The sequence below is a fragment of the Nocardioides sp. genome (assembly GCF_014360585.1).
Classification (GTDB): Bacteria; Actinomycetota; Actinomycetes; order Propionibacteriales; family Nocardioidaceae; genus Nocardioides.
The window spans coordinates 95,047-118,441 of the sequence record NZ_JACIXG010000002.1 but is presented as its reverse complement, the minus strand read 5'-3'; the positions used below and the strand labels follow the sequence as shown (position 1 = coordinate 118,441).

26 protein-coding genes are annotated in these 23,395 nt (G+C 69.6%); 8 read left to right on the top strand and 18 right to left on the bottom strand.

Annotated elements, in window-relative coordinates:
• Positions 1 to 14 precede the first annotated feature (14 nt).
• Together H5T77_RS01385 and H5T77_RS01380 are read left to right on the top strand one after the other, a co-directional pair.
• Positions 15 to 1,598 carry a succinic semialdehyde dehydrogenase gene (locus H5T77_RS01385; RefSeq protein WP_292644205.1) on the top strand — a complete coding sequence of 528 codons (1,584 nt, stop codon included), beginning with the start codon at positions 15 to 17 and terminating at the stop codon, positions 1,596 to 1,598.
• Entirely contained in the window at positions 1,571 to 2,848 is a 1,278-nt protein-coding gene (locus H5T77_RS01380; RefSeq protein ID WP_292644203.1) for a hypothetical protein, read from the top strand. The genes H5T77_RS01385 and H5T77_RS01380 overlap by 28 nt, the downstream gene beginning before the upstream one ends.
• A 44-nt stretch (positions 2,849 to 2,892) precedes the next feature.
• On the opposite strand, the gene H5T77_RS01375 is transcribed toward H5T77_RS01380, so the two are convergent.
• From H5T77_RS01375 to H5T77_RS01320, 12 genes are all read right to left on the bottom strand, one after another.
• Entirely contained in the window at positions 2,893 to 3,318 is a 426-nt protein-coding gene (locus tag H5T77_RS01375; protein ID WP_292644201.1) for a nitroreductase/quinone reductase family protein, read from the bottom strand.
• A gap of 78 nt (positions 3,319 to 3,396) precedes the next feature.
• Complete coding sequence (locus H5T77_RS01370; protein ID WP_292644199.1) at positions 3,397 to 5,010, bottom strand: FAD-dependent oxidoreductase; 1,614 nt, start codon at positions 5,008 to 5,010, stop codon at positions 3,397 to 3,399.
• Positions 5,007 to 5,411: a carboxymuconolactone decarboxylase family protein gene (locus H5T77_RS01365; RefSeq protein WP_292644197.1), complete on the bottom strand. Its 405-nt coding sequence runs from the start codon at positions 5,409 to 5,411 to the stop codon at positions 5,007 to 5,009. Before H5T77_RS01365 ends, H5T77_RS01370 begins: the two co-directional genes overlap by 4 nt.
• Positions 5,412 to 5,417: 6 nt before the next feature.
• Positions 5,418 to 6,335 (bottom strand): NAD(P)-dependent oxidoreductase, encoded by a 918-nt coding sequence (locus H5T77_RS01360; RefSeq protein ID WP_292644195.1) that lies wholly within the window; start codon positions 6,333 to 6,335, stop codon positions 5,418 to 5,420.
• Positions 6,332 to 7,078 carry an SDR family oxidoreductase gene (locus H5T77_RS01355; protein WP_292644193.1) on the bottom strand — a complete coding sequence of 249 codons (747 nt, stop codon included), beginning with the start codon at positions 7,076 to 7,078 and terminating at the stop codon, positions 6,332 to 6,334. The genes H5T77_RS01360 and H5T77_RS01355 overlap by 4 nt, the downstream gene beginning before the upstream one ends.
• A 189-nt stretch (positions 7,079 to 7,267) precedes the next feature.
• Entirely contained in the window at positions 7,268 to 8,749 is a 1,482-nt protein-coding gene (locus tag H5T77_RS01350) for an aldehyde dehydrogenase (protein ID WP_292644191.1), read from the bottom strand.
• Positions 8,746 to 9,387 carry a hypothetical protein gene (locus tag H5T77_RS01345; protein ID WP_292644189.1) on the bottom strand — a complete coding sequence of 214 codons (642 nt, stop codon included), beginning with the start codon at positions 9,385 to 9,387 and terminating at the stop codon, positions 8,746 to 8,748. Before H5T77_RS01345 ends, H5T77_RS01350 begins: the two co-directional genes overlap by 4 nt.
• Entirely contained in the window at positions 9,380 to 9,583 is a 204-nt protein-coding gene (locus H5T77_RS01340; protein ID WP_292644187.1) for a ferredoxin, read from the bottom strand. Before H5T77_RS01340 ends, H5T77_RS01345 begins: the two co-directional genes overlap by 8 nt.
• Positions 9,580 to 10,935: a cytochrome P450 gene (locus H5T77_RS01335; RefSeq protein WP_292644185.1), complete on the bottom strand. Its 1,356-nt coding sequence runs from the start codon at positions 10,933 to 10,935 to the stop codon at positions 9,580 to 9,582. Before H5T77_RS01335 ends, H5T77_RS01340 begins: the two co-directional genes overlap by 4 nt.
• On the bottom strand, positions 10,932 to 11,720 hold the full coding sequence (locus H5T77_RS01330; protein WP_292644183.1) for an SDR family oxidoreductase: 789 nt from the start codon (positions 11,718 to 11,720) through the stop codon (positions 10,932 to 10,934). Before H5T77_RS01330 ends, H5T77_RS01335 begins: the two co-directional genes overlap by 4 nt.
• Positions 11,720 to 12,961, bottom strand: a complete 1,242-nt coding sequence (locus H5T77_RS01325) for a cytochrome P450 (protein ID WP_292644182.1) — start codon at positions 12,959 to 12,961, stop codon at positions 11,720 to 11,722. Before H5T77_RS01325 ends, H5T77_RS01330 begins: the two co-directional genes overlap by 1 nt.
• The gene (locus H5T77_RS01320) at positions 12,954 to 13,538 is read right to left on the bottom strand and encodes a TetR/AcrR family transcriptional regulator (RefSeq protein ID WP_292644180.1); all 585 of its coding nucleotides are present in this window, start codon (positions 13,536 to 13,538) and stop codon (positions 12,954 to 12,956) included. Before H5T77_RS01320 ends, H5T77_RS01325 begins: the two co-directional genes overlap by 8 nt.
• A 70-nt stretch (positions 13,539 to 13,608) precedes the next feature.
• Between H5T77_RS01320 and H5T77_RS01315 the strand changes: the two genes are divergently transcribed.
• Genes H5T77_RS01315 through H5T77_RS01305 form a run of 3 tightly spaced genes read left to right on the top strand, consistent with a single transcriptional unit; the run spans position 13,609 to position 15,186 of the window.
• Positions 13,609 to 14,190, top strand: a complete 582-nt coding sequence (locus tag H5T77_RS01315; RefSeq protein ID WP_292644178.1) for a nucleotidyltransferase — start codon at positions 13,609 to 13,611, stop codon at positions 14,188 to 14,190.
• Positions 14,183 to 14,926 (top strand): metallophosphoesterase family protein, encoded by a 744-nt coding sequence (locus H5T77_RS01310; protein ID WP_292644176.1) that lies wholly within the window; start codon positions 14,183 to 14,185, stop codon positions 14,924 to 14,926. The genes H5T77_RS01315 and H5T77_RS01310 overlap by 8 nt, the downstream gene beginning before the upstream one ends.
• The gene (locus H5T77_RS01305; RefSeq protein ID WP_292644174.1) at positions 14,923 to 15,186 is read left to right on the top strand and encodes a hypothetical protein; all 264 of its coding nucleotides are present in this window, start codon (positions 14,923 to 14,925) and stop codon (positions 15,184 to 15,186) included. Before H5T77_RS01310 ends, H5T77_RS01305 begins: the two co-directional genes overlap by 4 nt.
• A 5-nt stretch (positions 15,187 to 15,191) precedes the next feature.
• Here H5T77_RS01305 and H5T77_RS01300 read toward each other — a convergent pair whose 3' ends face one another.
• Together H5T77_RS01300 and H5T77_RS01295 are read right to left on the bottom strand one after the other, a co-directional pair.
• Entirely contained in the window at positions 15,192 to 15,986 is a 795-nt protein-coding gene (locus H5T77_RS01300) for an enoyl-CoA hydratase/isomerase family protein (protein WP_472850323.1), read from the bottom strand.
• Positions 15,987 to 15,989: 3 nt separating this feature from the next.
• Complete coding sequence (locus H5T77_RS01295) at positions 15,990 to 17,597, bottom strand: GMC family oxidoreductase (RefSeq protein WP_292644170.1); 1,608 nt, start codon at positions 17,595 to 17,597, stop codon at positions 15,990 to 15,992.
• A 62-nt stretch (positions 17,598 to 17,659) separates the two neighbouring features.
• Here H5T77_RS01295 and H5T77_RS01290 point away from each other — a divergent pair, with 62 nt between their 5' ends.
• From H5T77_RS01290 to H5T77_RS01280, 3 genes are read left to right on the top strand one after another with little or no spacing between them, the layout of a single operon-like run.
• Positions 17,660 to 18,496 carry an LLM class F420-dependent oxidoreductase gene (locus H5T77_RS01290; RefSeq protein ID WP_292644168.1) on the top strand — a complete coding sequence of 279 codons (837 nt, stop codon included), beginning with the start codon at positions 17,660 to 17,662 and terminating at the stop codon, positions 18,494 to 18,496.
• Positions 18,493 to 18,945 (top strand): nuclear transport factor 2 family protein, encoded by a 453-nt coding sequence (locus H5T77_RS01285; protein ID WP_292644166.1) that lies wholly within the window; start codon positions 18,493 to 18,495, stop codon positions 18,943 to 18,945. The genes H5T77_RS01290 and H5T77_RS01285 overlap by 4 nt, the downstream gene beginning before the upstream one ends.
• Before the next feature lie 20 nt (positions 18,946 to 18,965).
• The gene (locus H5T77_RS01280; RefSeq protein WP_292644164.1) at positions 18,966 to 19,379 is read left to right on the top strand and encodes an RpiB/LacA/LacB family sugar-phosphate isomerase; all 414 of its coding nucleotides are present in this window, start codon (positions 18,966 to 18,968) and stop codon (positions 19,377 to 19,379) included.
• A 158-nt stretch (positions 19,380 to 19,537) separates the two neighbouring features.
• Here H5T77_RS01280 and H5T77_RS01275 read toward each other — a convergent pair whose 3' ends face one another.
• Genes H5T77_RS01275 through hsaA form a run of 4 tightly spaced genes read right to left on the bottom strand, consistent with a single transcriptional unit; the run spans position 19,538 to position 23,234 of the window.
• Complete coding sequence (locus H5T77_RS01275; RefSeq protein ID WP_292644162.1) at positions 19,538 to 20,119, bottom strand: flavin reductase family protein; 582 nt, start codon at positions 20,117 to 20,119, stop codon at positions 19,538 to 19,540.
• Between the two features lie 30 nt (positions 20,120 to 20,149).
• Positions 20,150 to 21,049, bottom strand: coding sequence for an iron-dependent extradiol dioxygenase HsaC (hsaC, locus tag H5T77_RS01270; protein WP_292644160.1), 900 nt, complete (start codon positions 21,047 to 21,049; stop codon positions 20,150 to 20,152).
• Complete coding sequence (hsaD, locus tag H5T77_RS01265; RefSeq protein WP_292644158.1) at positions 21,046 to 22,041, bottom strand: 4,5:9,10-diseco-3-hydroxy-5,9,17-trioxoandrosta-1(10),2-diene-4-oate hydrolase; 996 nt, start codon at positions 22,039 to 22,041, stop codon at positions 21,046 to 21,048. Before hsaD ends, hsaC begins: the two co-directional genes overlap by 4 nt.
• Positions 22,041 to 23,234, bottom strand: coding sequence for a 3-hydroxy-9,10-secoandrosta-1,3,5(10)-triene-9,17-dione monooxygenase oxygenase subunit (gene hsaA, locus H5T77_RS01260; RefSeq protein WP_292644156.1), 1,194 nt, complete (start codon positions 23,232 to 23,234; stop codon positions 22,041 to 22,043). Before hsaA ends, hsaD begins: the two co-directional genes overlap by 1 nt.
• Between the last annotated feature and the right edge of the window lie 161 nt (positions 23,235 to 23,395).

Sequence of the window (23,395 nt, the reverse complement as noted above, 5' to 3'; positions counted from 1 at the left end):
GATCGGAAGCAGACATGAGCACTGACACAGCGAACACAGCAGACGTACGCCGCCCCGACTGGATCACCGAGGAGCTGCTGACCGAGCTGGTCTCCCGGGTCCCCTCCTCCACAGGTGCGTCCTGGAAGCTGACCGAGGTCTACACCGGCGAGGTGCTGGTCGCGCTGCCACAGTCCTCTCCGGCCGATGTCGAGCGGGCAGCCGCCGAGGGCCGGGCCGCCCAGCGCAAGTGGGCGGCGACACCGCTCCGGGAGCGGCTGGCCGTCTTCAAGCGCGCTCACGAGCTGATCCTGCGCAACCAGCACAAGATCGCCGACCTCATCCAGGCCGAGTCGGGCAAGGCCCGCCGGATCGCGTTCGAGGAGGTGTGCGACCCGCCGATGGTGATCTCGCACTACCTCAAGCGGGCGCCGAAGCTGCTCAAGGACAAGTTGCGGCCCGGGATGATGCCGTTGCTGTCGAGCTCGATCGAGCGCCACCCGCCGCGCGGCCTGGTCGGCGTCATCGCGCCATGGAACTTCCCGTTCGCGACCGGGCTCTCCGACGCGATCCCGGCGCTCATGGCCGGCAACGCGGTGCTCCTCAAGCCCGACAACAAGACGGCGCTCTCGCCGCTGTTCGGCATCGCGCTGCTCGAGGAGGCGGGCCTGCCGAAGGGCCTGTTCCAGGTCGTCTGCGGCGAGGGGCCCGACGTGGGCCCGACGCTGATGGACAACGTCGACTACGCGATGTTCACCGGGTCCACCGCCACCGGGCGGGTGATCGGTGAGCAGGCCGGGCGCAACCTGATCGGCGCCTGCCTCGAGCTGGGCGGCAAGAACCCGATGATCGTCCTCGACGACGCCGACATCGACGAGACGGTCGGGGGCTCGATGTTCGCCGTCTTCGGCAACACCGGCCAGATCTGCATGCACATCGAGCGGATCTACATCCCCGAGGCGATGTACGACGAGTTCCGCGACAAGTTCGTCGCCGCCGTCGAGTCGATGCGGATCGAGGCTGCGTACGCCTTCGGACCGGACCTCGGAGCGCTGGTCTCCCCCGACCATCTGGCGCGGGTGCAGTCCCACGTCGACGACGCGATCGCCAAGGGCGCCACCGTCCTGACCGGCGGCAAGGCGCGCCCAGACATCGGGCCGACCTTCTTCGAGCCGACCATCCTGGAAGGCACCACGAAGGAGATGCTGCACGGGGTGACCGAGACCTTCGGACCGGTCGTCTCGCTCCACCGCTACTCCACCCTGGAGGAGGCGATCGAGCTGGCCAACGACACCGAGTACGGGCTCAACGCCTCGGTGTGGACCACGAACTTCAAGCGCGCACAACAGGTCGCGGCCCGGATCGAGTCGGGCAACGTCAACATCAACGACGGCCTGGCCACCGCGTACGCCTCCAAGTCGACCCCGTCGGGCGGCATGAAGCAGTCCGGCGTCGGCGCCCGCCACGGTGACCAGGGGCTGCTCAAGTACACCGAGACCCAGAACGTCGCGACCCTGAAGAAGCAGGTCATGGGGCCGCAGGGCAAGCAGACCTTCGACGACTACGCCAAGCAGATGCAGACGTCGCTGCGGTGGATGCGGAAGCTCCACATCCGTTGATCCCGTCCCGCTATGCCGTCCTGACCCGGGACGAGCTCGCCGAGACCGTCCGCGAGCTCCTCCTGATCGGCCAGCTGATCGACCGCTCGGGGATGGCCTGGTGCATCTCCGCCTTCGGCCGCGAGGAGATGCTGCGGATCGCGATCGTGGAGTGGGCGTCCGCCTCGCCGATCTACACCCGGCGGATGCAGGCGGCACTGGGCTATGCGCCGGCGGTGCCCGGCCAGGGTGACGTGCCGATCATCTTCAAGGGCCTCCAGCTCGACATCGGCGCACCTCCGCAGTTCATGGACTTCCGCTACACCGTCCACGACGCCCGCCATGGCGAGTTCCACCTGGACCACTGCGGAGCGCTCATGGACGTGGAGCCGATGGGCGAGGAGTACGTCCGTGGGATGTGCCATGACATCGAGGACCCCACCTTCGACGCCACCGCAGTCGCGACCCACCCGCGGGCGCAGGTCCGCCCGGTCCACCGGCCCCCGCGGATGCCCGCCGGCCGGACGCCGCACTGTCGCTGGACGGTGGTCATCGACGACGCCCACCCCGAGGCGGTCGCGGTCCCGGAGCTGGCGCTCAACGAGCGCTCCCGGGCGGCGAGCCTCGAGCTGGCCCCGATCGACCCTGCCGACGACGGCGCGGCCGACTACGCCGGACCGCTCGTCTCCGACCTCGACCTCGCCGCCTTCTCCCACTCCGCGCTGGTGCGTATCGCCGACGAGGTCTGCCTGCAGATGGCGCTGCTCGACCGTGGGTTCACCCTCGCGCTGGAGCCCCGGGTGGCCTCGCCCGAACAGCTCGTCGACATCCGCCGCAAGCAGCTGGTCGGGGTCGCCGGAATCGCCGGCTCACGCCTGGCTCGGGCTCTGTCGCTGCCGGCGGACACCGAGGGCGCGCTCCGGCTGCTCGCGCTCCACCCGATGCTGAACCCCGCTGCGTACGTCTCGGTGGAGATCGAGGCCGAGGCGCTGGTCGTGCGGCCCTCGCCTGCCGACGAGGACGACGCCTGGGTCTCGCTGATCGGCCCGGAATGGTTCGTTCCGATCCAGGCGGCGGTGCATGCCCTCGACCCTCACCTCGACGTAGAGGTGACGCCCTTGGGAGACACCGGCGCAGACGGCTGGCGGGCCGAGATCGTACGCCGCCCCGAACCCGTCCCCGAGGCCTCCGAGGTCGCCGTGGTGCGATTCAGCACCGGCGCAGACTTCGCCTTCGAGCCGCGCCGGTCGCTGCCGATCACGCCGGTCTGAGACCTACCTGCCTGAGACCTACCTGTCTGAGACCCAGAGGTCGCTCATCTGCGGTGCAGCGCGAGCACCGGGATGACCCGGTCGGTCTTCGCCTCGTACTCTCCGAAACCTGGGCTCATCGCTTTGAAACGCTCCCAGGCGGCGTCCCGCTCCGTGCCGGTCAGCTCGCTGACCCGGACCTCGACGACACCGTCCGCGGGCGTCTCGATCTTGGTCTCCGGGTTGGCCAGGAGATTGTGATACCAGGCTGGGTTGTCCGGGGCTCCGGCCTTGGAAGCGGCGATCAGCCAGGTGTCGGGGTCCTGACGGATGTTGGCCACCGGCGAGACCCGCTCGGTGCCCGTCTTGGCGCCGGTGTGGTGCACGAGCACGAGCCCGCGCCCGAACGGCACCGAGGTGACGTTGCCGTCGTTGGCTCGGAACTCGTCGATGATCGACTGGTTCCAGTCCTTGAACTCGCTGTCTGACATGGAGTGCCTTTCCCCCGAGGATCGGTTTCCACCCACTCTTGCAGACAACCCAACGCCGAGTCGGCGATCGAGTCGCAGTCAGACACGTGCGGGGGCCGCGATGCGTACCTGGTTCTCTCGATCGGTCACCTTCACCCGTGGGCGGCCGATCTCCTTGCCGGAGTCACGCTCATGCGTATCGAGGTTGTTCCAGCCGGTCTGGTCGACGACGGTCACACCGCGTGCCGCCAGGACGTCGTCGAGAGGCTCGCCAGTCGGGTCGGCAAGCGAGCCTGCTGCGTGGTCGTCGAGCAGGGTGCGTACGGTCTCGGCGGCGCAGGCCCGGTTGGTGCCGATCACGCCGTTGGGACCGCGTTTCGCCCAGCCCGCGGTGTAGGTCGCCTCGGCTCCGACCACCCGGCCGGCCTCGTGGTGGAAGCGGCCGGTGTCCACCTCGGCCGGGACGCCGGCGACGCCCGCGGAGCGGTAGCCGGTGGCGCGGACGACGAGGCCGGCCTCGATCTCCTCACCGCTGTCGAAGCGCACTCCGGTGACGGTGTCGGTGCCGAGGATCTCGGTGGGGGTCAGGCCGAAGCGGAGAACGAGCCGCTTCGCGGCGTCCGTACGCTGCCGGGCAGCCAGGTCGCGGAGCAGCTCCGCCTTCTGCAGCGCCGCGAAGGTCGCGGCGTTGCGTTCGGTCGTCTCCTCCTCGGTCGGCAGGCCCGCCAGGTCTGCCTCCTCGACCAGGACGTCGAGGGCGGCGTCGTCGGCCAGCGCCCGCAGCTCCGGGCTGGTGAAGGCGGCGTACTCCGCCCCACGCCGGGCGGTGACGACGACCTCGCGGATGCCGCTGGCGGCCAGCGCCGCCAGCGCGGCGGGAGCCAGGTCGGAGGCGTTCAGCGCGGCCTCGTCGGCCAGCAGCAGGCGAGCGAGGTCGAGGGCGACGTTGCCGTTGCCGATGATGACGGCGCGCTCGTGGGTCAGCGGGAAGTTGAGCGCTGCCCGGTCGGGATGCCCATTGTACCAGCCGACGAGCTCGGCCGCCGAGGTCGAGCCGGGCAGGTCCTCCCCGGGTATCCCGAGGCTGCGGCCCTCGCCGGCACCAGTCGTGTAGACGACCGCATGATGGGCGCCGAGGAGCTCCTCGTGGGTGACGTCACGCCCGACATCGACGTTGTAGCGGGTGCGCACCCGGCGGTGTCGCGCCGTCTTCGCGAAGCCGGAGGCGATCTCCTTGGTGTCCAGGTGGTCGGGCGCGACGCCGTAGCGGACCAGACCGTACGGGGTCGCGAGCCGGTCGATGACGGTGATCTCGACGTCGCAGCGTCGGGTGGCGGCCAGCTCCTCGGCGACGTACCAACCGGCCGGCCCGGCCCCTACGACGGCCACCTTGAGCGGACCGGACCCGGCGATCTTGGGGCCTGGCGGCGGCAGCGGCGCGGGCGCGTCCTGCTCGCCGGTGAACTCGAAGAAGGCGGCGTTGATGTCGGTGTAGGGCGCGAACACATCCGGGACCTCGTAGTCCGGGAAGATCGCGTTGACCGGACAGGCGTCCTCGCAGGCGCCGCAGTCGATGCACTCGTCGGGGTGGATGTAGAGCATCTCGGCGCCACCGAACCCGGGCTCGTCCGGTCCGGGGTGGATGCAGTCGACCGGGCAGACCTCCACGCAGGAGGCGTCGTTGCAGCAGGACTGGGTGATGACGTACGTCATGAGCGCTGAGCCTTCCCCTGGGCCTCTCTTCGGGCCTTGCCGATGGTCTCCTCGACGACCGTGTTCATCCTGGCACCGTTGGGCCATCCCGCGTAGTGACTCAGGAAAACCACGATCTCCCGCAGCTCGTCCTCGGAGAGCTCACCGTTGGCGTACGCGGCGGGGATCTGGATCCCGAGCACGTCCGCGGCGCCTTGGCCGGCGAGGAGCCCGATCAGCAGGAGCCGCCGGTCGCGCGTGGTCAGACCCGGGCGCTGCCAGATGTCGCCGAAGAGGTGGTCGGCGGTATAGCGGAAGAAGTCGCCCTCGCCGTCGGCCATGTCGAAGCCGTAGACCTCCTCCATCTTGCGCAGGCCCTTGGCCCGCTGCTCGGGGAGCTCGGCGAACTTGTCGTCAGGCATGGTCACTCATGTCTCTCTGCGGCGGTCGAGTCTCTCTGCGGTGGTCGAGCCTGTCGAGACCCCCTCGACGTCGGACATCCCCAAACCCGGCGCCAGCCGCTCGAGCGCGAGCCGGGCCAGCGGCACCTCGACGCCGAGCTCCTCGGCCAGCTCGATCGCGAAGCCGAGGTCCTTCTCCCCCAGCGCCACGACGTGGCCGAAGACGCCGTGCCAGAAGTCATCGGGGGCAATCGTTGCGGTGGTGTCGCGATGCATGATCGCGCCGGGCCCGCCGGTGATCGCGTCGGTGTGGCGGACGACCTCACCGAGCGCGACCAGGTCCAGCCCGGCCGCCTCGGCGAGCCGCTGGGCCTCGGTGGCGGCGGTGAAGGAGGCGAAGTGGAGCAGGTTCCGCGCCAGCTTGAATCTCGTCCCGGCGCCGACCGGACCGGCATGGACGACCTTGGCGCCCATCACTGACAGGACCGGGGATGCCGCTGCGTACGCCTCGGCCCCTCCGCCGCAGAGGATGGCCAGAGTGCCGTCGGCGGCGCCCATCGGTCCACCCGAGACCGGTGCGTCGAGCACGTCGACCCCGTGGGGAGCGGCGGTCGCGGCCAGTTCCGTGGGGGTGTGGGGCGAGACGGTCGAGTGCACCAGGACGGTGAGGCGGCTGCCGGTCGTCCGGCGAGCCGTCAGCACCTCTGCCAGCACCTGGCGCACCTGGTCGTCGTCGCGGACCATCACGCTCAGCACGTCGACGGATGCCGCCAGCTCCGCCACCGAGGCGGCCGCCTTAGCGCCCGCGGCCTCGAGCTCGGCGACGGGCTCGGGGGCGATGTCGTGGACCCACAGGTCGATGCCGTCGGCCTTGGCGAGTTGGAGCGCCATCGGCCTGCCGATGTTGCCCAGCCCGATGAATCCCGCGCGCGTCCTGGTGCTCACAGTCGGAACGTCCCGCCTCCGTCGACGGCGATGATCTGGCCCGAGATCCACGACGACTCCTCGGAGAGGAGGAACTTCGCGGTCCCGACCATGTCCTCGGTGGTGCCGAGGCGCTTGATCGCCATCTGCTTGGTCATGTCCTTGGCCGCGTCACCGGCCTGGGTGCGGGTCGCCTCGGTGTCGGTCGGGCCGGGAGCGATCGCGTTGACCCGGATGTTCATCCCACCGAGCTCGTGGGCGAGCTGCTGGGTCAGGCCGTTGATCCCGACCTTGGCCAGGCCGTAGAAACCGGAGTAGAGGTAGGCAGCGGTCGAGGACTGGTTGACGATCGCCCCGCCGCCGCGCCGCTGCATCACCGGGTAGACCGCACGGGTCATCACCAGGGCTCCGTTGAGGTTCACGCTCATGAACTTCTCGTAGTAGTCCCAGTCGACGGTGATCAGCAGGTCGAAGGCCATGTCGCCGTAGATCGCGGCGTTGTTGATCAGACCGTCGATCCCGCCGTACGCCTCGACCGTCTCAGCCGCGAGCGCAGCCGCCGACTCGTGGTCGGAGACGTCGCAGCGTACGAACCTCGCGACTCCGCCGGCCGCCTCGATCTCCTTGGCGACCCGCTCCCCCTTCTCCTCGTTCAGATCCGCGACCACGACAGCGGCCCCCTCGGCGGCAAGCCCCTTGGCGTACGCCTCCCCGATCCCCTGCGCCGCCCCCGTGACCACGACGACCTTGCCCTCAAACCTCATCGTGCTTCCTCTCACTCTGGTCGCATGGCGACCGTGTTGGTCTCGACACGGGCTCGCTGGCGCTCGCCCGGCTCGACCACCGGGGGTCGCTCGCGCGCGCCCATCCGGCCGAATCGGCCGACGAAACCGCTGGTCGAGCCGCCGGAGCCGCTAGGCGGAGGCGTGTCGAGACCAACACAGTCGTCTCGCTCATGCCGGCTCCGCGATCAGCTTGGTCTCCAGGTACTCCTCGAAGCCGGCCACGCCCATCTCCCGGCCGAGGCCGGACTGCTTGTAGCCGCCGAAGGGGGCGTCGGGGCCGAACCACTGGCCGCCGTTGACGCCGATGGTGCCAGTGCGGATCCGGGCCGCCACCGACTTCGCGCGCTCCAGCGACCCGGACTCGACCGAGCCCGAGAGGCCGTAGGGCGAGTCGTTGGCAAGACGTACGGCATCGTCGTCGCCGTCGTGCGGGATCACCGTCAGCACCGGTCCGAAGATCTCCTCGCGGGCGACCCTGGCGGTGTTGTCGAGACCGGCGATGACGGTGGGCTGGACCCAGAAGCCGCCGGCCAGGTCACCGTCCTGGACGGCCACGTCGCCACCGGTCGCGAACCGACCGCCCTCCTCCTCGGCGAGCGCCAGGTAGCCGAGGATGCGCGTGCGCTGGACCGCCGAGATGACCGGGCCGCAGATCGTGCCGGGGTCGGCGGGGTCGCCGGCGCCGAGCGAGGCCATGGTCGCGGCCGCCGCCTCGACGGCCGCGTCGTAGGACGCGCGCGGCACGAGCAGGCGGGTGGTCAGGGCACAGCCCTGACCTGCGTGAACGGCGACCGAGAAGGCTGCCATCGAGGCAGCGGCGGCGATGTCGGCGTCGTCGAGGACGATTGCGGCCGACTTGCCGCCGAGCTCGAGGAAGACCTTCTTCAGGGTCGGCGCGGCGGCGGCCATGATCCTGCGGCCGGTGCTGGTCGAGCCGGTGAAGGAGACCAGGTCGACGCGGGGGTCCTCGGCGAGAAGGGCGGCGACCTCGTTGCTGCGCGGTGTCACCACGTTGAAGACGCCCGCCGGGATGTCGGTGTGCTCGGCGACCAGGCGCCCGAGCTCGGCCGCCACCCACGGGGTGTCCGGGGCGGGCTTGAGCACCACGGTGTTGCCGGCGGCGAGCGCCGGACCGATCTTGGCCAGGTTGATCTGGTTGGGGAAGTTCCACGGCGTGATCGCCGCGACGACGCCGACCGACTCCTTCCGTACGGTGCGCCTCGAGGAGACGCCCATGGTGACCCCGACGCCGAGGTCCTGCTCCCACTCGTAGCGCTCGGCCAGGTCGGTCGCCCACTTCAGGGTCTCGATGGGGGCGTCGAGCTGGGGCCCGGCGACGAGGAACGCAGGCGCCCCGACCTCGGCGGTGGTCAGGTCCCGCAGAGCATCGACGTCGTCCAGCAGCGCCTGGTGCAGCTGGCGGAGGCATCGGATCCGGAAGGCGACGTCGGTGGACCAGTCGGTCTCGTCGAAGGCTCGACGAGCGGCGGCGATCGCGGCGTCCATGTCCTCGGCCGTCGAGTCGGGCGCGCGACCGATCTCCGCTCCCGTGGCGGGGTTGAGGATGGCGTACGTCTCGCCGTTGCTCGCAGCGCCGAGCTTGCCGTCGACGTACTGCTGAGCGGGAGGGTTGGTGGGGGTGCGGTTCACTTGGGGGTCTCCTGTCGAAGTGCAGCCGGAACCGATGTGCTCTGGGTGAGGAACTTCCCGTCGGCCACCGGCGGCGGCCAGACGGTGCTGGGCAGGTCCTTGCGCCGGTAGTGGCCCGGCTGCTCGATGCCGTTGAGCGACATCCGGTCGAGGAGCCCCTGGGTCGCCTTCTTCGCCTTGACGATGTCCAGGAAGGTCGTCGCGGTGGAGCCGAGGTCGAACCAGTCGCGCTGCCAGGCGAACTCCAGACCTTCACCGTCGGGACGCCGCGCGAGCCCGAACCACGAGCCCCCGATGCCGAGGATCTCGTACTCCTCGCCGGTCGCGTCGTCGATGATCCCCGCGCGCTGGCGCCAGAAGCCGACCACCATGGCGTTCACGTCGTCGATCACCGTCGCCTGGTAGTCGTAGTGCCAGCCCTCGAGGCCGGCCATCTCCGTGCCGAGCGCCCACTCGCGGATCTGGTCGCGGCCGACGGCCATGAAGTGCTCGTCGGGGGTGTACATCCAGCCGTACGTCGCGTCCTCGGCATACACGTCGGCCAGCGGCGACCAGCTGCCGTCGGCCTCCGCCTGGCGGTTGAGGTCGAGCCAATGGGCCCAGAACCCCTCGATCTCGGTGCGGTCCAGGTCAGACACGTCGGTCCTCCAGCGATAGGGCGAAAGCAGGGCAGTACTTCACGGCCGCGCGCGCGGCCGGAAGCTGCTCCTCGGACGGTTCGGTGATGCGTACGACGACCTGGTAGCTGTCGTCGTCGAAGGCGAAGAGCTCGGGGGCCTCGGCGAGGCACTCCTGGTGCCCCTGGCAGAGGCCGAGGTCAGCGATGAGCTTCACGATGCCCGCCTGCGGTAGCGGACCTTGCAGGGCTGCTGGAGCTGGATCACCATCTTGGTGAAGTCGTCGGCGTAGGAGTCCAGCGGCTGAGCGGCCTCGAAGGTGTAGTCGCGCAGGACGACCGAGAAGATCGCCTTCATCTGCATCATCGCGAACGCGTTGCCGACACAGCGGTGCTTGCCGGCACCGAACGGGATCCAGGTCCAGCGGTTCTGCATGTCCTCCTGGCGCGGGTCGATGTAGCGCGACGGATCGAACGACGCAGCCTTCGGGAAGTCGGCCTCGATCCGGTTGGAGACCCGCGGCGAGGCGGCGAGCAGGGTGCCGGCCGGGATGGTCTCGCCGAGCAGCTCGAAGTCCTCCTGCACCAGCCGCATCAGGATGATCAGCGGCGGGTGCAGCCGCAGCGTCTCCTTCAGCGTCGCCTCGAGCACGGGGATGGAGCGAAGCGCCTGGAAGGAGACCTCGCTGCCGTCGGCGTACAGCTCGTCGAGCTCGGCGGTGACCTCCGCCATCACCGACGGGTTCCGCAGCAGCTCGATCATCGCCCACGACGCCGTGCCCGAGGAGGTGTGGTGCCCGGCGAACATCATCGAGATGAAGATCCCGGTGATGGTATCGGTGTCCATGTCGATGGAGATGAGGACGTCGAGCAGGTCGCGGTCCTCCTTGGCGACCTTCCCCCGCGCGACCCGCTTGTCCACGATCGCCTGGACGAGCTCGACCAGCCGCTCCCGGGCGGCGTCGCGCATCCGGAAGCTCTCGATGTCGGCGTACGCGTCGACGTAGGCGATGGCATCGGTGCCGTGCTCCAGCTCGTGGTAGTGCTGGGCGAAGGTGGCGTCGAGCTCCTCGCGGAACGGCTTGCCGATCAGGCACGAGGAGGTCGTGTAGATGGTCAGCTCGGCGAAGAAGTCGAGCAGATCGATCTCGCCCTCATCGCCCCAGCCGGCGATCATCCGGCGGATCTCGGCCTCGATCGTCTGCGCGTGCCCGCGCATCATGTCGCCACGCAGCGCCTGGTTCTTCAGCATCTGCTGCCGCTCCTCCGGCGAGGCGTCGAAGACCACGCCCTTGCCGAAGATCGGCGTCATGAACGGGTACGCGGCAGCCTGGTCGAGCACGTCGTCGGGCGCCCGGAAGAACGCCTCGTTGGCCTCGGCCCCGGTGACCAGGACGACGTCCTTGTCGGCGAGCCGGAAGCGACCGAGGTCACCGCACTCCTCGCGGACGCGGGTGAACAGCGAGATCGGGTCGACCCGCATCTCGGGCAGGTGTCCGGTCCCCCGGATGATCTCGGGGACACTCGGGTCCTGGTCGTCCAGGACGGTGGAGACCGTGGGGATCGTCATCGTGCCTCCTGCACAGGGGCTTCGGGGTCGACGTCGATGGTGCTGATGTGGACACCGCGCTTGGCGGTCACGACCGACGTGATCGCGTCGGCCAGCGCCTGGGCCTTGAGGAAGTGTGGATGCCGGGCCAGGCCCCATCGGGCCCACTGCTCCAGGACGAACCCGCCGAGCTCGGTGGGCCACTCGTTGCCGATGTCGGAGTGGGTGGGGCCGGGTCGCACGATGGAAGCGCGAACCCCGGTGCCCTCCAGCTCCATCTGGAGCGCGTTGACCATGCCCTCCAGGCCCCACTTGGAGGCTGCGTACGCTCCCATGAACGGTCGCGGCTTCACCGCCACGTCGGAGGAGACGAAGACCAGGTCGCCGCGCTGCCGCTCGATCATCCCTGGCCCGAAGGCGCGCAGGACACGATGGGCACCGAGCAGGTTGATGTCGACCTGGTGACCGAAGGTCTCCGTGGAGACGTCGACGGTCGCTCCCGGATGAGTGACACCGGCGTTGCTGACCAGGACCTCGACCTCGCCGAGGTCGGCGACCACCTTCGCGGCGAACTCGACCACTGAGTCGTCCGAGGTCACGTCGAGGGGGTACGCGACCGCCTCTCCCCCGTCGGCCCGGATCGCGGCGGCGATCTCCTCGACCCGGTCGAGCCGCCGGGCGCCGAGCGCGACCGGGAAACCGGCCGTGGCCAGCGCCTTCGCGGTCTCCGCGCCGATCCCGGAGGATGCGCCGGTGATCACCGCCGGGCGGCGGTCGGGCTGTGCGTACTTCTCGGATCTGGTCATCAGCGACCCCTGGGGACGAAGGTGGCGGGCAGCGCCGCGAAGCCGCGCACGCTCGTCGAGTGGACCCGGATCGAGCGCTCGGGATGCACGACGAAGCCGGACGTACGCCGCACCAGCTCGGCCAGCACGACCCGGGCCTCGAGCCGGGCCAGGTTGGCACCGAGACAGAAGTGCCGGCCGACGCCGAAGCTCATGATCCTGCCCAGCTCGTCGGCCGGGCGGTGGATGTCGAAGACGTCGGGTGCGGCGAAGACCCGCTCGTCGCGGTTGGCCGAGCCGAGCAGGACGAGCAGCTTCGACCCGGCAGGGACGGTCTGCCCGTGGAGCTCGACGTCCTCGGCGACGTACCGGGCCAGCATCTGGCTGGAGGTGTCGTGGCGCAGCGTCTCCTCGATCCACGCGCTCACCAGCGTGGGGTTCTCCGGGTCGGCGAACACCTCGGCGAGCTGATCGGGGTGGGCACCGAGGTGGTGGAGCGCGTTGCCGAGCAGCTTGGTGGTGGTCTCGTTGCCGGCCACGACCATCAGGAACAGGAACGCGATGACCTCGTGGTCGAGCAGCCGGTCGCCGTCGACCTCGGCCTCGACCAGCGCCGAGGTGAGGTCATCGCTGGGCCGGCCGCGACGCTGCGTGACCATCTCGGCGTAGTAGCCGATCAGCTCCAGCGCGGCCGTCATCCCGGCCTCCGGCACGTCGCGTACGCCGTCCTCGCGGTGCACCACCAGGTCGGCCAGCCGTCGCACCTCGTCGCGGTCGGCGGCCGGGACGCCCATCATCTCCGAGATCACGTCCATCGGGAGCTTGCCGGCCAGCTCGGCGATCCAGTCGGCCTCCCCCTGCTCGGCACCCACCGCGGTCAGGGCGTCGAGGTAGTGGTCGGCGAGCGCCTGGATGCGCGGGGTCAGCTCACGTACGCGCCGTGGCGTGAACCCGGCCGAGACCAGCTTCCGCAGCCGGGTCTGCTCCTTGCCGTCCAGCGCCAGGAACGACATCACCCGGTGGGCCTCGGAGTTCCAGGCGCTGGCGTCGAGCGAGACGCCCATCCGGTTGGAGAAGGTGACGTCGTTCTTCACCGCGGCGTGCACGTCGGCGTGCCGGGAGAGCGCCCAGAAGTCGTCGGTCGCGTTGTAGTAGAGCGGCGCCTCGTCGCGCAGCCGGGCGTAGACCGGATAGGGGTCCTCGTGGAAGTCGTAGTCGTAGGGGTCGAAGATCTCGGTGGTGGTGCTGGTCATCTCACTCATCTCGACAGGCTCGATACATCGCCTCACGGACGATCACGGCCACGACCGGGGCGAGCCGGTCGGCCATCTCGTCGTAGGTCATCAGGCCCATGCCCGCCTGCAGCAGCGCGCCCGAGAAGGCCAGCAGCAGCGCTTCGCGCACGGCGTCGTCGTCCTTGGCTCCGGCCCCGTCGCCCAGCGCTGCCTCGAACCGGGCGGCGAACTCCGCCCCGATCCGCAGTCGCAGCCGGGCGACGTCCGCGTCGCTGCCCAGCAGCGCCGGCGTCACGGCCGCGGCGAGCTCGGGCTCCTCGGCGATCCGGGTCGTCAGACCGCGGACGGCCTCCTGCACCCGCTCCACCCTGGACCCGGTCGTCCGGTCCGCCGGCATCTCGGCGAGGTGACGCCAGAAGAGCTCGGCGAAGAGACGGTTCTTGGAGGCGAGATAGGTGTAGGCCGTCGCCGAGGAGACCCCGGCGCGCAGGGCCACCGAGCGGATGGTCAGCGCCTCGTGCCCGACCTGGCGAAGCTCGTCGAGGCCTGCGGCGAACAGTCGCTCGACCGTCTCTGCCTGGCGGGTGCTCGTTGCGCTGGACACGTGTCCAGATTAGAACACGTTCTTGTTTTCGACAAGGGCTGAACCGGATGGATTCGGGTACCGCACATCCATGGCGAGAACAGACGTGCTGGGCGAGGAGTTCCAGCGACAACGCGAGGTGCTCAAGCGGGTCGGCGCGACGCTCAAGGCCGCCGAGATCCCGTTCGCGCTGGCCGGCGGGTACGCGGTGTGGACCCGTGGCGGCCCCGAGAGCACCCACGACGTGGACTTCGTCCTGCCCCAGGATGTTGCCGAGAAGGCCGTTCAGGTGCTGCTCGCGAACGGGATGGATGCGGTCGCCGCACCCGAGGACTGGCTGGTGAAAGTCGGGCGCGACACCGTGGTCGTCGACCTGATCCACCGGCTTCCGACCGGGCCGGTCGACGAGGACCTGCTCGCGCGGTGCGACGACCTGCCGGTCGACTCCGTGACCATGCCCGTCATGTCCGCGACGGACCTGATCATCTCGCGCATGCTCGCCCTCAGCGAGCACGCCTGCGACCTCTCGAGGATCGTCGGCTGCGGCCGCGCCCTACGAGAGCAGATCGACTGGAGGCTGGTGCGCCAGGAGGCGAAGCGCAGCCCCTTCGCACAGGCCGCGCTCGGCCTGCTGGACGCGCTCGACGTCGCCGGGGGTGAGAGCGATGCCTGAGCCGATTCGCGTGGCAGCGGTGGGCGACGTACATCTGGCAGACGACCTGCGTGGCCGATATGCACCACTGCTCGAGGGCATCTCCGCCGAGGCCGACGCGCTGCTGGTCGCCGGTGACCTCACCCAGCACGGGACGATCGACGAGGCGAAGGCGTTCGCCGACGAGTTCGACGCCGCCGACGTACCCGTCCTCACCGTGCTCGGCAACCACGACTACCACTCCGGCGAAGAGCGCGAGATCGCTCAGCTGCTCGAGGAGCGCGGGATGACCGTCCTCGAGGGCACCTCGACCACCATCGAGACGAGGGCCGGCCGGCTCGGCGTCGCCGGCGTCAAGGGCTTCTGCCTCGGCTTCTCCGGCCGCAGCGCCGCCGACTTCGGCGAGCCGCAGATGAAGGCCTTCACGGGTCACGGCATCGAGACCGCGGTCGTCCTGCGCCGGGCCCTCGACGACCTGGCCGGCGAGGCGCCGGACGTCACCGTCGCCCTCTCGCACTTCGCTCCCGTCGACGACACCCTGCTCGGCGAGCCGAAGGAGATCTGGCCCTTCCTCGGCAACTACCGGCTCGGCGAGGCGATCGACGAGGCGGGAGTGGACCTCGCGGTCCACGGCCACGCCCACGCCGGGCGCGAGAAGGGCCTCACCCCCGCGGGAGTGCCGGTGCGCAACGTCGCCCAGCCCGTCATCCAGGCGGCATTCCGCGTCTACGACGTCGTCCCCAGGAGGTCGGCATGAACGAACAGCTCGCCCGAGACCTCGAGTGCGCGATCGCGACCGATCCACGCACCCACGAGCTCGGCATCCACCTCCAGGTACGCGGCGAGCATCTGGTCGTCTCCGGCGAGGTGGCCTCCGAAGAGCGCCGGGACATGGTGCTCGACGTGATCAGGGAGCACGACACCGGGCTCGAGATCGCCGACCACATCATGCTCAGCGCCGAGCCCGGTCCGGGCGGGCCGGGCCACGAGCGGATCGTTCCACCGCCGAGCAGCTGACCCCCTCAGACCCCGGGTGGCAGTCGGGTGAAGTCGGCCTCCCGACCCTCGGCGAAGGCGACGAGCGCCTCGATGTTGGCCGGCCCGCCGAGCAGCTCGGCGAACCTGGCGTTCTCGAGCTCGCGGGCGGCCTCGATCCCGGGACGCAGCGACGCCGTCATGGTCTCCTTGACCGCGACCAGGCTGCTGATCGGACGCGCGGCGAGCGTGGCGGCATGGTCCCAGGCGGTGACGAGCAGCTCCTCGGGCGAGGTGACCCGCCAGACGAGCCCCATCTCGTGGGCCTCCTCGGCACTGAACCACTCCCCCGACATCAGCATCCAGGCGGCATTCTGACGCCCGATCAGGCGCGGGAACAGGAAGCTGGAGGCCGCCTCCGGAGCGACCCCGAGGGTGGTGAACGGCGTCTTGAACCTCGCCGCCGTCGAGGCGAAGACCAGGTCGGCGAAGCCGAGGAGCGTCACCCCGATGCCGAGCCCCAGCCCGTTGACCGCCACCACCAGCGGCTTGGAGAACGCAGCCAGGGAGTCGACGAGGCCGATGAACCCGTGCGAGGCGCTTTCGTCGCCACCTGCGGCGGTCTCCTTCATCTCGAGGAGATCGGTGCCTGCCGAGAAGGCACGCCCGGTGCCGGTCAGCAGCACCACGGCCACCTCCGGGTCTTCGTCGGCCTCGCGCAGCGCCTCGGCGAGAGCCACATAGAGCGCCTGGCTGAAGGCGTTGAGCTGGTCGGGACGGTTCAGGGTCAGCGTACGGACGCGGTCTCGGTCCTCGCTCAGCAGCAGATCGGACACGGTCATCTCCTAGAGGCCAAGGATCAGGTCGGCGGCGCGCTCGCCGATCATGATCGAGGGCGCGTTGGTGTTGCCTCCGGTGATCGAGGGCATCACGCTCGCGTCGGCGACCCGCAGGCCGTCGATGCCCTTGACCCGCAGCGACGGGTCGACGACCGCACGCTCGTCCGATCCCATCCGGCAGGTGCCGACGCCGTGGTAGACGCTGTGCACGATGTTCGGGAGCAGCTCACGGGTGGCGTCGTCCCCGGCATGGTCCGGACCCGGCGCGATCTCACCCTCGTTGTCGCCGAGGCCGACCATCATCTCGCGCACCTTCGCGATCCCGTCCAGGAGCACCTCGGTGTCCTTGCCCGCGGTGAGATAGCCGGGGTCGAGCAGCGGGTGCGCGAGCGGGTCGGCACTGGCCAGACGTACGGTGCCCCGGCTCTCGGGATAGATCAGCGTCGGCAGGATGCACAGGCCGGGCTTGGCCGTCGGCGGCCGGATCGCCTTCTCGCCGTCCTGGTTCGGGAACGGGTAGACCCAGTAGAGGACGTGCAGCTGCAGGTCCGGGAGCTGGCCGGCCAGCGCGCTGCGTACGAACCCGAAGGCCTCGAACTGCGACCCGGCCGCCCAGCCCTTGCGGGTGAGCAGCGACTTGGCGAAGCCCGCAGCGAAGTACGCCGGCGTCGGCCGCCGCAGCGCCGAGTCCATCCGGAAGGAGACCGGCACGAAGAGATGGTCGTGGAAGTTGTCGCCGACCGGGAGGTCCGCGTGGACCTCGATGCCGTGGTCGCGGAGGTGGCCGGAATGACCGATTCCGGAGAGCATCAGCAGGTGCGGCGAGCCGTAGACGCCGGCCGAGACGATGACCTCGCGAGTCGCCCGGATCGTCTGCTTGTCGCCGTCGGCGCCGACGACCTCGACGCCGGTCGCGCGCGAGCCCTCGATCCGCACCCGGGTGACCTGCGCCTTGGTCAGGATCAGCAGGTTGTCCAGGGGCGCTTCACGCAGGTAGGCCTTGGAGGCCGAGTAGCGGCGCCCCTCGGAGGCGCTCAGCTGGACGACACCGACGCCCTCCTGCTCCTTGCCGTTGTAGTCGTCCAGGGCGCTGACGCCGAGCCGTTTGGGCGCCTCGTCGAGCCAGGTCTGCGTGGCCGGGGTGAGGTCCTTCTGGTAGCGCACCTTCACCGGTCCGCCCTGTCCGCGGAACTCGTCCGCGCCGCCCTCGAAGTCCTCCATGCGCTTGAACGCCGGGAGCACGTCGTCGTAGGACCATCCGGTCGCGCCGTCGGCCGCCCAGTCGTCGAAGTTCTGGCGGTTGCCGCGCACCCAGAGCATGCCGTTGATCGAGGACGAGCCGCCGAGCACCTTGCCGCGGGTCATCGGGATGACCCGGTCGAGCGCAGCGCTCTGCGGAACCGACTTGTAGCCCCAGTCGACCAGCTTCTTCAGCTGCGGTGTGGAGAGCATCGCGGCGACGGCGCCGGGAAGCTCGAGGAGGTTCTTGATCCCGAATGCGGTGTCCTTGGTGCCCGCCTCGATCACGATCACGCTGGCGCCGCTCTCGGCCAGCCTGCGGGCGGTGGCGCAGCCCGCGCTCCCGGCTCCCACGACGATGTAGTCGGCTTCCATGCTCACTTCTCTCTCCCGTTGATCCCTTCCGCAAAGACTAGAACACGTTCTACTGTTGTGTCATGCGCCACGGCATCGTCCTGTTCACCTCGGACCGCGGCATCGCGCCCGCCGAGCTAGCCTCCGCCGCCGAAGAGCGTGGTTTCGACACGTTCTACGTGCCCGAGCACACCCACATCCCGGTGCGTCGCGACGCCCTCCACCCCACCGGCGGCACCGAGCTCCCCGACGACCGCTACCTGCGTACGCTCGACCCCTGGGTCACGCTCGGCACCTGCGCCGCGGTGACCTCGAGGATCGGGCTCTCGACGGCGGTCGCACTGCCGGTCGAGTCCGACCCGATCACGCTCGCCAAGACGATCGCGACCCTCGACCACCTCTCCGGCGGCCGGGTATCGCTGGGGGTCGGGTTCGGCTGGAACACCGACGAGCTCGCCGACCACGGCATCCCGGGCAACCGCAAGCGCACCGCGCTGAAGGAGTACCTCGAGGCGATGCGAGCGCTGTGGACCCAGGAGGAGGCGGCCTACGACGGCGAGTTCGTCTCGTTCGGCCCGTCATGGGCCTACCCGAAGCCACCTCAGGGCCGCATCCCGACGATCGTCGGCGCCGGCGGCGGACCCAAGACCCTGCGCTGGATCGCCCGCAACGCCGAGGGCTGGATGACGACACCGACCGAGGCCGGGATCGGCGACAAGGTGAAGACGCTCCAGGACGAGTGGGAGGCGGCCGGACGCGAGGGCAAGCCCGAGGTCCGCGTGCTCGTCGCGAAGCGGCCGACGGCCGACGACCTCGCCGAGTGGTCGGTCGCCGACGAGCTGATCTGGGGCGTACCCGACACCGAGCCGGCCGGCGTGCTCACCTATCTCGACAAGCTCGCCGGGCGCGTCGTCTCATGAGTGACATCCGCGAGATCGAGCAGCTCAAGTACCGCTACGTACGCCTCCTCGACACCAAGCAGTGGGACGAGTTCGCCACCTGCTTCAGCGACGACGCCACCGCCGACTACGCCGGGCTCTCCTTCAACTCGCCCGGCGACCTGGTGGACTACATGCGCACCAACCTGCCCGCGGAGATCCTCACGATGCACCATCTCCACCACCCCGAGATCACGATCGACGCCGACGAGGCCACCGGCCGCTGGTATCTCTACGACAAGGTCTTCGCCCCCGCCTATGAGTTCGCCCTCGAGGGCGCCGCCTTCTACGAGGACCGCTACGTCCGTACGCCGCAGGGCTGGCGCATCGCCCACACCGGCTACCAGCGCACCTGGGAGCTCACCACCAGCCTGAAGGACCAGCCCAGCGCGAAGCTCGTCGGACCCGACGGACCGTCCACGCACACATGAGGACCGGTAGGTTCGGACACATGCGGATCGTGTTCGGAGCCGATGACGAGAACGAGACCACCCGAGCCGTGCTCACCGCGCTCCAGGAGCGTGGCGAGGTCGAGATCGTGGCCGACGACTCCTGGCCGGATCTCGGCGCCGGCATCGGTCGAGCGGTCGTCGACGGCCGAGCCGACGTCGGCGTGGTGATGTGCTGGACCGGCACCGGCACGGCGATCGCCGCCAACAAGGTCCCCGGCGTCCGCGCCGCCCTCGCCTGGGAGCCGTGGATCGCCCGCAACGCCCGGTTGTGGAACGACGCCAACGTCTTGGCGATGAGCCTCAAGCGGCTCGCGCCCGACGTCGCGGTCGAGGTCACCCGCGCCTTCCTCGACGAAACCACCCCCGACCCCGATGAGGCGGCGGCCATCTACCGTCTCGACCAGCTCCCCTGACCGCCCCACCGCCGAGTCGGCTCATCCTGACCGGAACTGCCGCCGAGTCGGCTCGTCATGACGCGCCGACTCGGCGCTGAGTCTTGTCAGTTTGCGCCGACTCGACGCTGATCCTCGTCAGTTCGCGCCGACTCGGCACGCTTCTGGTCGAGACAGGCTCAACCCAGCTCGCGGTAGCTGCTGCGGAAGAAGAGCAGTGGCTCGGTGGCGGCACCCTCCTCCAGGTCGAGGACGCGGCCGACGACGAGGTAGTGATCGCCCTCCTCGTGGACCGAGTGGACCGCGCAGTCGAGATACCCGACCGCACCGGACAGGTGCGGGTCGCCGTGATGCGGCGACGGGGTCCAGGAGATGTCGGCGTACTTGTCGGCGGCCCGCGAGGCGAACTGGTTCGAGACGGCCTCCTGACCCGCGGCGAGGATGTTGACCGAGAAGTGCCCTGCCCGGCGGATCCGCGCCCAGGCGCGCGACGACCTGGTCGGCGCGAACAGGATGAGCGGCGGCCGCAGCGACACCGAGGAGAACGACTGGCACGTCATCCCCACCGGTCCTTCCGCGGTCTGCGCCGTGATCACGGTGACCCCGGAGGCGAACCGGCCCAGCACCGTACGGAACAGGGCGTCCGCCTCCGCGTCGGAAGGGGTCTCCGGAGGAGACGGTGGCGCCTCGAAGTCGAAGCGACCGTGGAAGGAGTCGATCAGCTCCGGATGCGGCCAGCTCTCGGCGGCATCGGGAGACATCCCATCAGGCACCTGTATACGCATACCCGATCACTGGCCTACACCGAAGTCGTGGCCCCAGTACGAGACGGCGGTGGACTCCCGGGCGACCCACTTCTGGTCGTCGACCTGCAGGCCCTCGGTGCCGAACTCGATGTCGAAGCCGCCCGGCGACTTCACGTAGAAGGAGACCATCTCGTCGTTCATGTGGCGCCCCAGCGTCGCCGACAGCTTGGCGCCGTGCTTCGTCACCCGCTCCAACGCCCGGCCGACGTCGTCGAGCTTGTCGACCTCGAGCATGATGTGGACGCACTTGGAGTCGTTGGGGAACGGCAGGAACGCCAGCGAGTGGTGGCGCGGGTTGATCCCGAGGAAGCGCAGCCAGATCTTCGTGCCTGGCTCCTTGCCGGCGAACTCGCCAGGCATGCTCATCGAGTCCCGCAGCCGGAAGCCGAGCGTGTCCCGGTAGAACTCCAGCGCCTCGACGTCGTCGGAGACCGGGATCACGACGTGGCCCATCCCCTGCTCGCCGGTCACAAAGGTGTGACCGTACGGCGAGACCGCGGGACGCCGCTCGTACGTGATGCCGTGGAAGAGCTCGAAGACGTTGTCGAAGGGGTCGCGGAAGCGCAGCATCTCCTGCACCCGGCGCTCGGCGAGCTCCTCAGGCGTGCCCTCCTCCACCTCGACCCCGGACTTCTCCAGGTGCTCGCGGGCCTGCGCCAGCGCGGTGTGGTCGGCGACCTCCCAGCCGACGCAGTCCAGCTGGTCCTTCTCCCCCGGCACGATCACCAGTCGGGCCGAGACCTCGTCGATGCGGTAGTACAGATGCTCCGGATCGGGGCCCTTGGCCTCGATCAGGCCGAGGACCTTGCCGGCGAACGTACGCCACGCCTCCAGGTCGGTGCTGGTGACGCGTACGTAGCCCATGGACTTCAGGTCGATCGTCATGACTTCTCCTTGGGAGTACGTTCGCGGTGCCGCTTCAAGAACGAGACCGCCACCTCGCGGAACTCGTCGGCCGCCTCGATCTGTGCCCAGTGCCCACATCGCGGGAAGACATGCAGCTGCGCCTTGGAGATCAGCTTCAGGGCGGCGAACGCGCCGTCGAGCGGGTTGACCCGGTCCTCGCGCCCCCAGGTGAGCAGCGTGTGGTGCTTGAGCCTGTGCGCCTCGCGCCACAGCATGCCGTCCTCGGCGGTCTCGGGGTTGTAGAACGACCACCCCATCGACGCCATCGCCTCGCGGGCGCCGGGCGCGGTCGCATCGGCGAAGCGCTCCTCGACCAATTCGTCGGTGACCAGCTTCTGATTGACGACCATGGTCGAGATGAACGCCTTGAGCGCCTCCCTCGTCGGGTCGCCGGAGAAGTCCATCAGCCGCTGGACCCCCTCGGTCGGGTCGGCGTGGAAGAGGTTGAGCGAGAGTCCGCCCGGCCCCATCAGGACGAGCCGTCCCACCCGGTCGGGGTAGGTCAGCGCGATCCGCATGGCCGTCCCGCCGCCGAGCGAGTTGCCGAGCAGGTGCACCTTCTCCAGGCCGAGCTCGTCGAGGAGCGCGATCACGGCGTCGCCGGCGAAGCGGTAGTAGTTGCCCACCACCGGCGGCTTGTCGGAGGCGCCGAAGCCCGGCTGGTCGACCAGGATCGTGCGGAAGTCGGCGGCGAAGCCCTCCAGCGCGGGGCCGAAGTTGGACCAGGACGAGGCGCCGGGACCGCCGCCGTGGAGCATCACCAAAGGCAACGTGTTGGTCTCGACACGCTCGCTGGCGCTCGCGGCGCGACCAGCGGCCACCTCGCTGGTCGAGCCGCCGGAGCCGCTAGGCGAAGGCGTGTCGAGACCAACAGAGTCGCCTCCGAGGTCGTAGTAGCGCAGCGTGAGCTCGCCGGCCGCGTCGGTCTTGATCGTGACGTCGTGAGCGACGTCCTCCTTCTTCAGCACCATCAGTACATCCCCGGGTCGACCTTGTGCCCGAACTCGGAGGCGCCGTACATCTGCAGCGCCCGCTCCGGGTCGTTGGCGGCGTGGACCCGACCGGCGTGGGCGTCGCGCCAGGCACGCTGGAGCGGGGTGCCGTTGGCCAGCGCCCGGCCGCCGGAGGCCTCGAAGAGGAGGTCGATCGCGTCGATCGCCCGCTGGGTGCCGAGGACCTGGTCGCGGCGGATCCGCAGCCGCTGGGTGATCGGGATCTTCTCGCCGCGGGCGACGTAGCCCTGCTGCTCGCGGATGTTGCCCATCAGCAGCGCCCAGGCTGCGTCGATGTCGGAGGAGGCCGTCGCCACGCGCACCGCGGCGAACGGGTCGAGCGAGGCCTTCTCGCCGTACGAGGCGCGGACCCGGTTCTGCTGCATGGTGACGTGCTCGTCGTACGCACCGCGGGCCATGCCGATGATCGGCGTGGTGATCGTGGTGGTGAACAGCGAGTGGAACTGCAGCTTGTAGAGGTCGCCGGTGTTCACGGCCTGCCCCGGGCCCTTGCACCGTCCGGTCTCGGCCATCGAGAGGGTGAAGGTCTCCGGGATGAAGACGTCCTCGACCACGATGTCGTTCGAGCCGGTGCCGGCCAGGCCGACGACGTTCCAGACGTCGACGATCTCGTAGCGCTCGCGCGGCACCAGGAACGTACGGAAGTCGACCACCTGGCCCTCGTCGTTGAAGACGAGGCCGCCCAGGAGGACCCAGGTGGCGTGCGCGCAGCCGGAGGAGAACGACCAGCGGCCGGAGAGGTTGAACCCGCCCTCGGTGAGCGACGCCTTGCCCATCGGTGCGTAGGAGGAGGAGACCCGGGTGTCGGGGTCCTCTCCCCAGACCGACTGCTGGGCCTCGTCGTCGAAGAGGGCGATCTGCCAGGGGTGCACGCCCAGGACGCTGGAGACCCAGCCGGTCGAACCGCACGCCGAGGCGATGTCACGCACGCAGGTGTAGAAGTCGACGGGGTCCGCCTCGAGGCCGCCGAACCGAACGGGCTGCAGCAGCTTGAAGAAACCGACCTCCTCCAGCTCCTTGACGCTCGACTCGGGAACGACCCGAAGGCGCTCGGTCTCCTCCGCGCGCTCCCTGATGGTGGGCAGCAGGTCCTGCACCCCGTCTCTGACGGTCTGTGCGTCCTTGTTAGGGCGCTGTGTCGGTTCGCTCACCGCTCTGCCTTCCTGCATGGTGTCCCAAATGTCCTCGGGCGGCGCGGTTCGTGCGCTGCCGATGGATCAATACTAGAACACGTTTCAGTTTTGTCGAGTCCTCGGGCATGTTTCGTCGACTGTCGTCTATGGTAGAACGTGTTTCAGTTCTGGGATAGGCG

Coding starts and splice junctions, on each gene's coding strand:
- H5T77_RS01310 (WP_292644176.1), top strand. CDS start 14,183: ATGCCTGAGCCGATTCGCGTGGCAGCGGTGGGCGACGTACATCTGGCA.
- H5T77_RS01315 (WP_292644178.1), top strand. CDS start 13,609: ATGGCGAGAACAGACGTGCTGGGCGAGGAGTTCCAGCGACAACGCGAG.
- H5T77_RS01375 (WP_292644201.1), bottom strand. CDS start 3,318: ATGTCAGACAGCGAGTTCAAGGACTGGAACCAGTCGATCATCGACGAG.
- H5T77_RS01365 (WP_292644197.1), bottom strand. CDS start 5,411: ATGCCTGACGACAAGTTCGCCGAGCTCCCCGAGCAGCGGGCCAAGGGC.
- H5T77_RS01305 (WP_292644174.1), top strand. CDS start 14,923: ATGAACGAACAGCTCGCCCGAGACCTCGAGTGCGCGATCGCGACCGAT.
- hsaD (WP_292644158.1), bottom strand. CDS start 22,041: ATGGTGCTGAAGAAGGAGGACGTCGCTCACGACGTCACGATCAAGACC.
- H5T77_RS01290 (WP_292644168.1), top strand. CDS start 17,660: ATGCGCCACGGCATCGTCCTGTTCACCTCGGACCGCGGCATCGCGCCC.
- H5T77_RS01280 (WP_292644164.1), top strand. CDS start 18,966: ATGCGGATCGTGTTCGGAGCCGATGACGAGAACGAGACCACCCGAGCC.
- H5T77_RS01275 (WP_292644162.1), bottom strand. CDS start 20,119: ATGTCTCCCGATGCCGCCGAGAGCTGGCCGCATCCGGAGCTGATCGAC.
- H5T77_RS01285 (WP_292644166.1), top strand. CDS start 18,493: ATGAGTGACATCCGCGAGATCGAGCAGCTCAAGTACCGCTACGTACGC.
- H5T77_RS01330 (WP_292644183.1), bottom strand. CDS start 11,720: ATGACCAGATCCGAGAAGTACGCACAGCCCGACCGCCGCCCGGCGGTG.
- H5T77_RS01370 (WP_292644199.1), bottom strand. CDS start 5,010: ATGACGTACGTCATCACCCAGTCCTGCTGCAACGACGCCTCCTGCGTG.
- H5T77_RS01335 (WP_292644185.1), bottom strand. CDS start 10,935: ATGACGATCCCCACGGTCTCCACCGTCCTGGACGACCAGGACCCGAGT.
- H5T77_RS01385 (WP_292644205.1), top strand. CDS start 15: ATGAGCACTGACACAGCGAACACAGCAGACGTACGCCGCCCCGACTGG.
- H5T77_RS01300 (WP_472850323.1), bottom strand. CDS start 15,986: ATGACCGTGTCCGATCTGCTGCTGAGCGAGGACCGAGACCGCGTCCGT.
- H5T77_RS01325 (WP_292644182.1), bottom strand. CDS start 12,961: ATGAGTGAGATGACCAGCACCACCACCGAGATCTTCGACCCCTACGAC.
- H5T77_RS01295 (WP_292644170.1), bottom strand. CDS start 17,597: ATGGAAGCCGACTACATCGTCGTGGGAGCCGGGAGCGCGGGCTGCGCC.
- H5T77_RS01355 (WP_292644193.1), bottom strand. CDS start 7,078: ATGAGGTTTGAGGGCAAGGTCGTCGTGGTCACGGGGGCGGCGCAGGGG.
- hsaC (WP_292644160.1), bottom strand. CDS start 21,049: ATGACGATCGACCTGAAGTCCATGGGCTACGTACGCGTCACCAGCACC.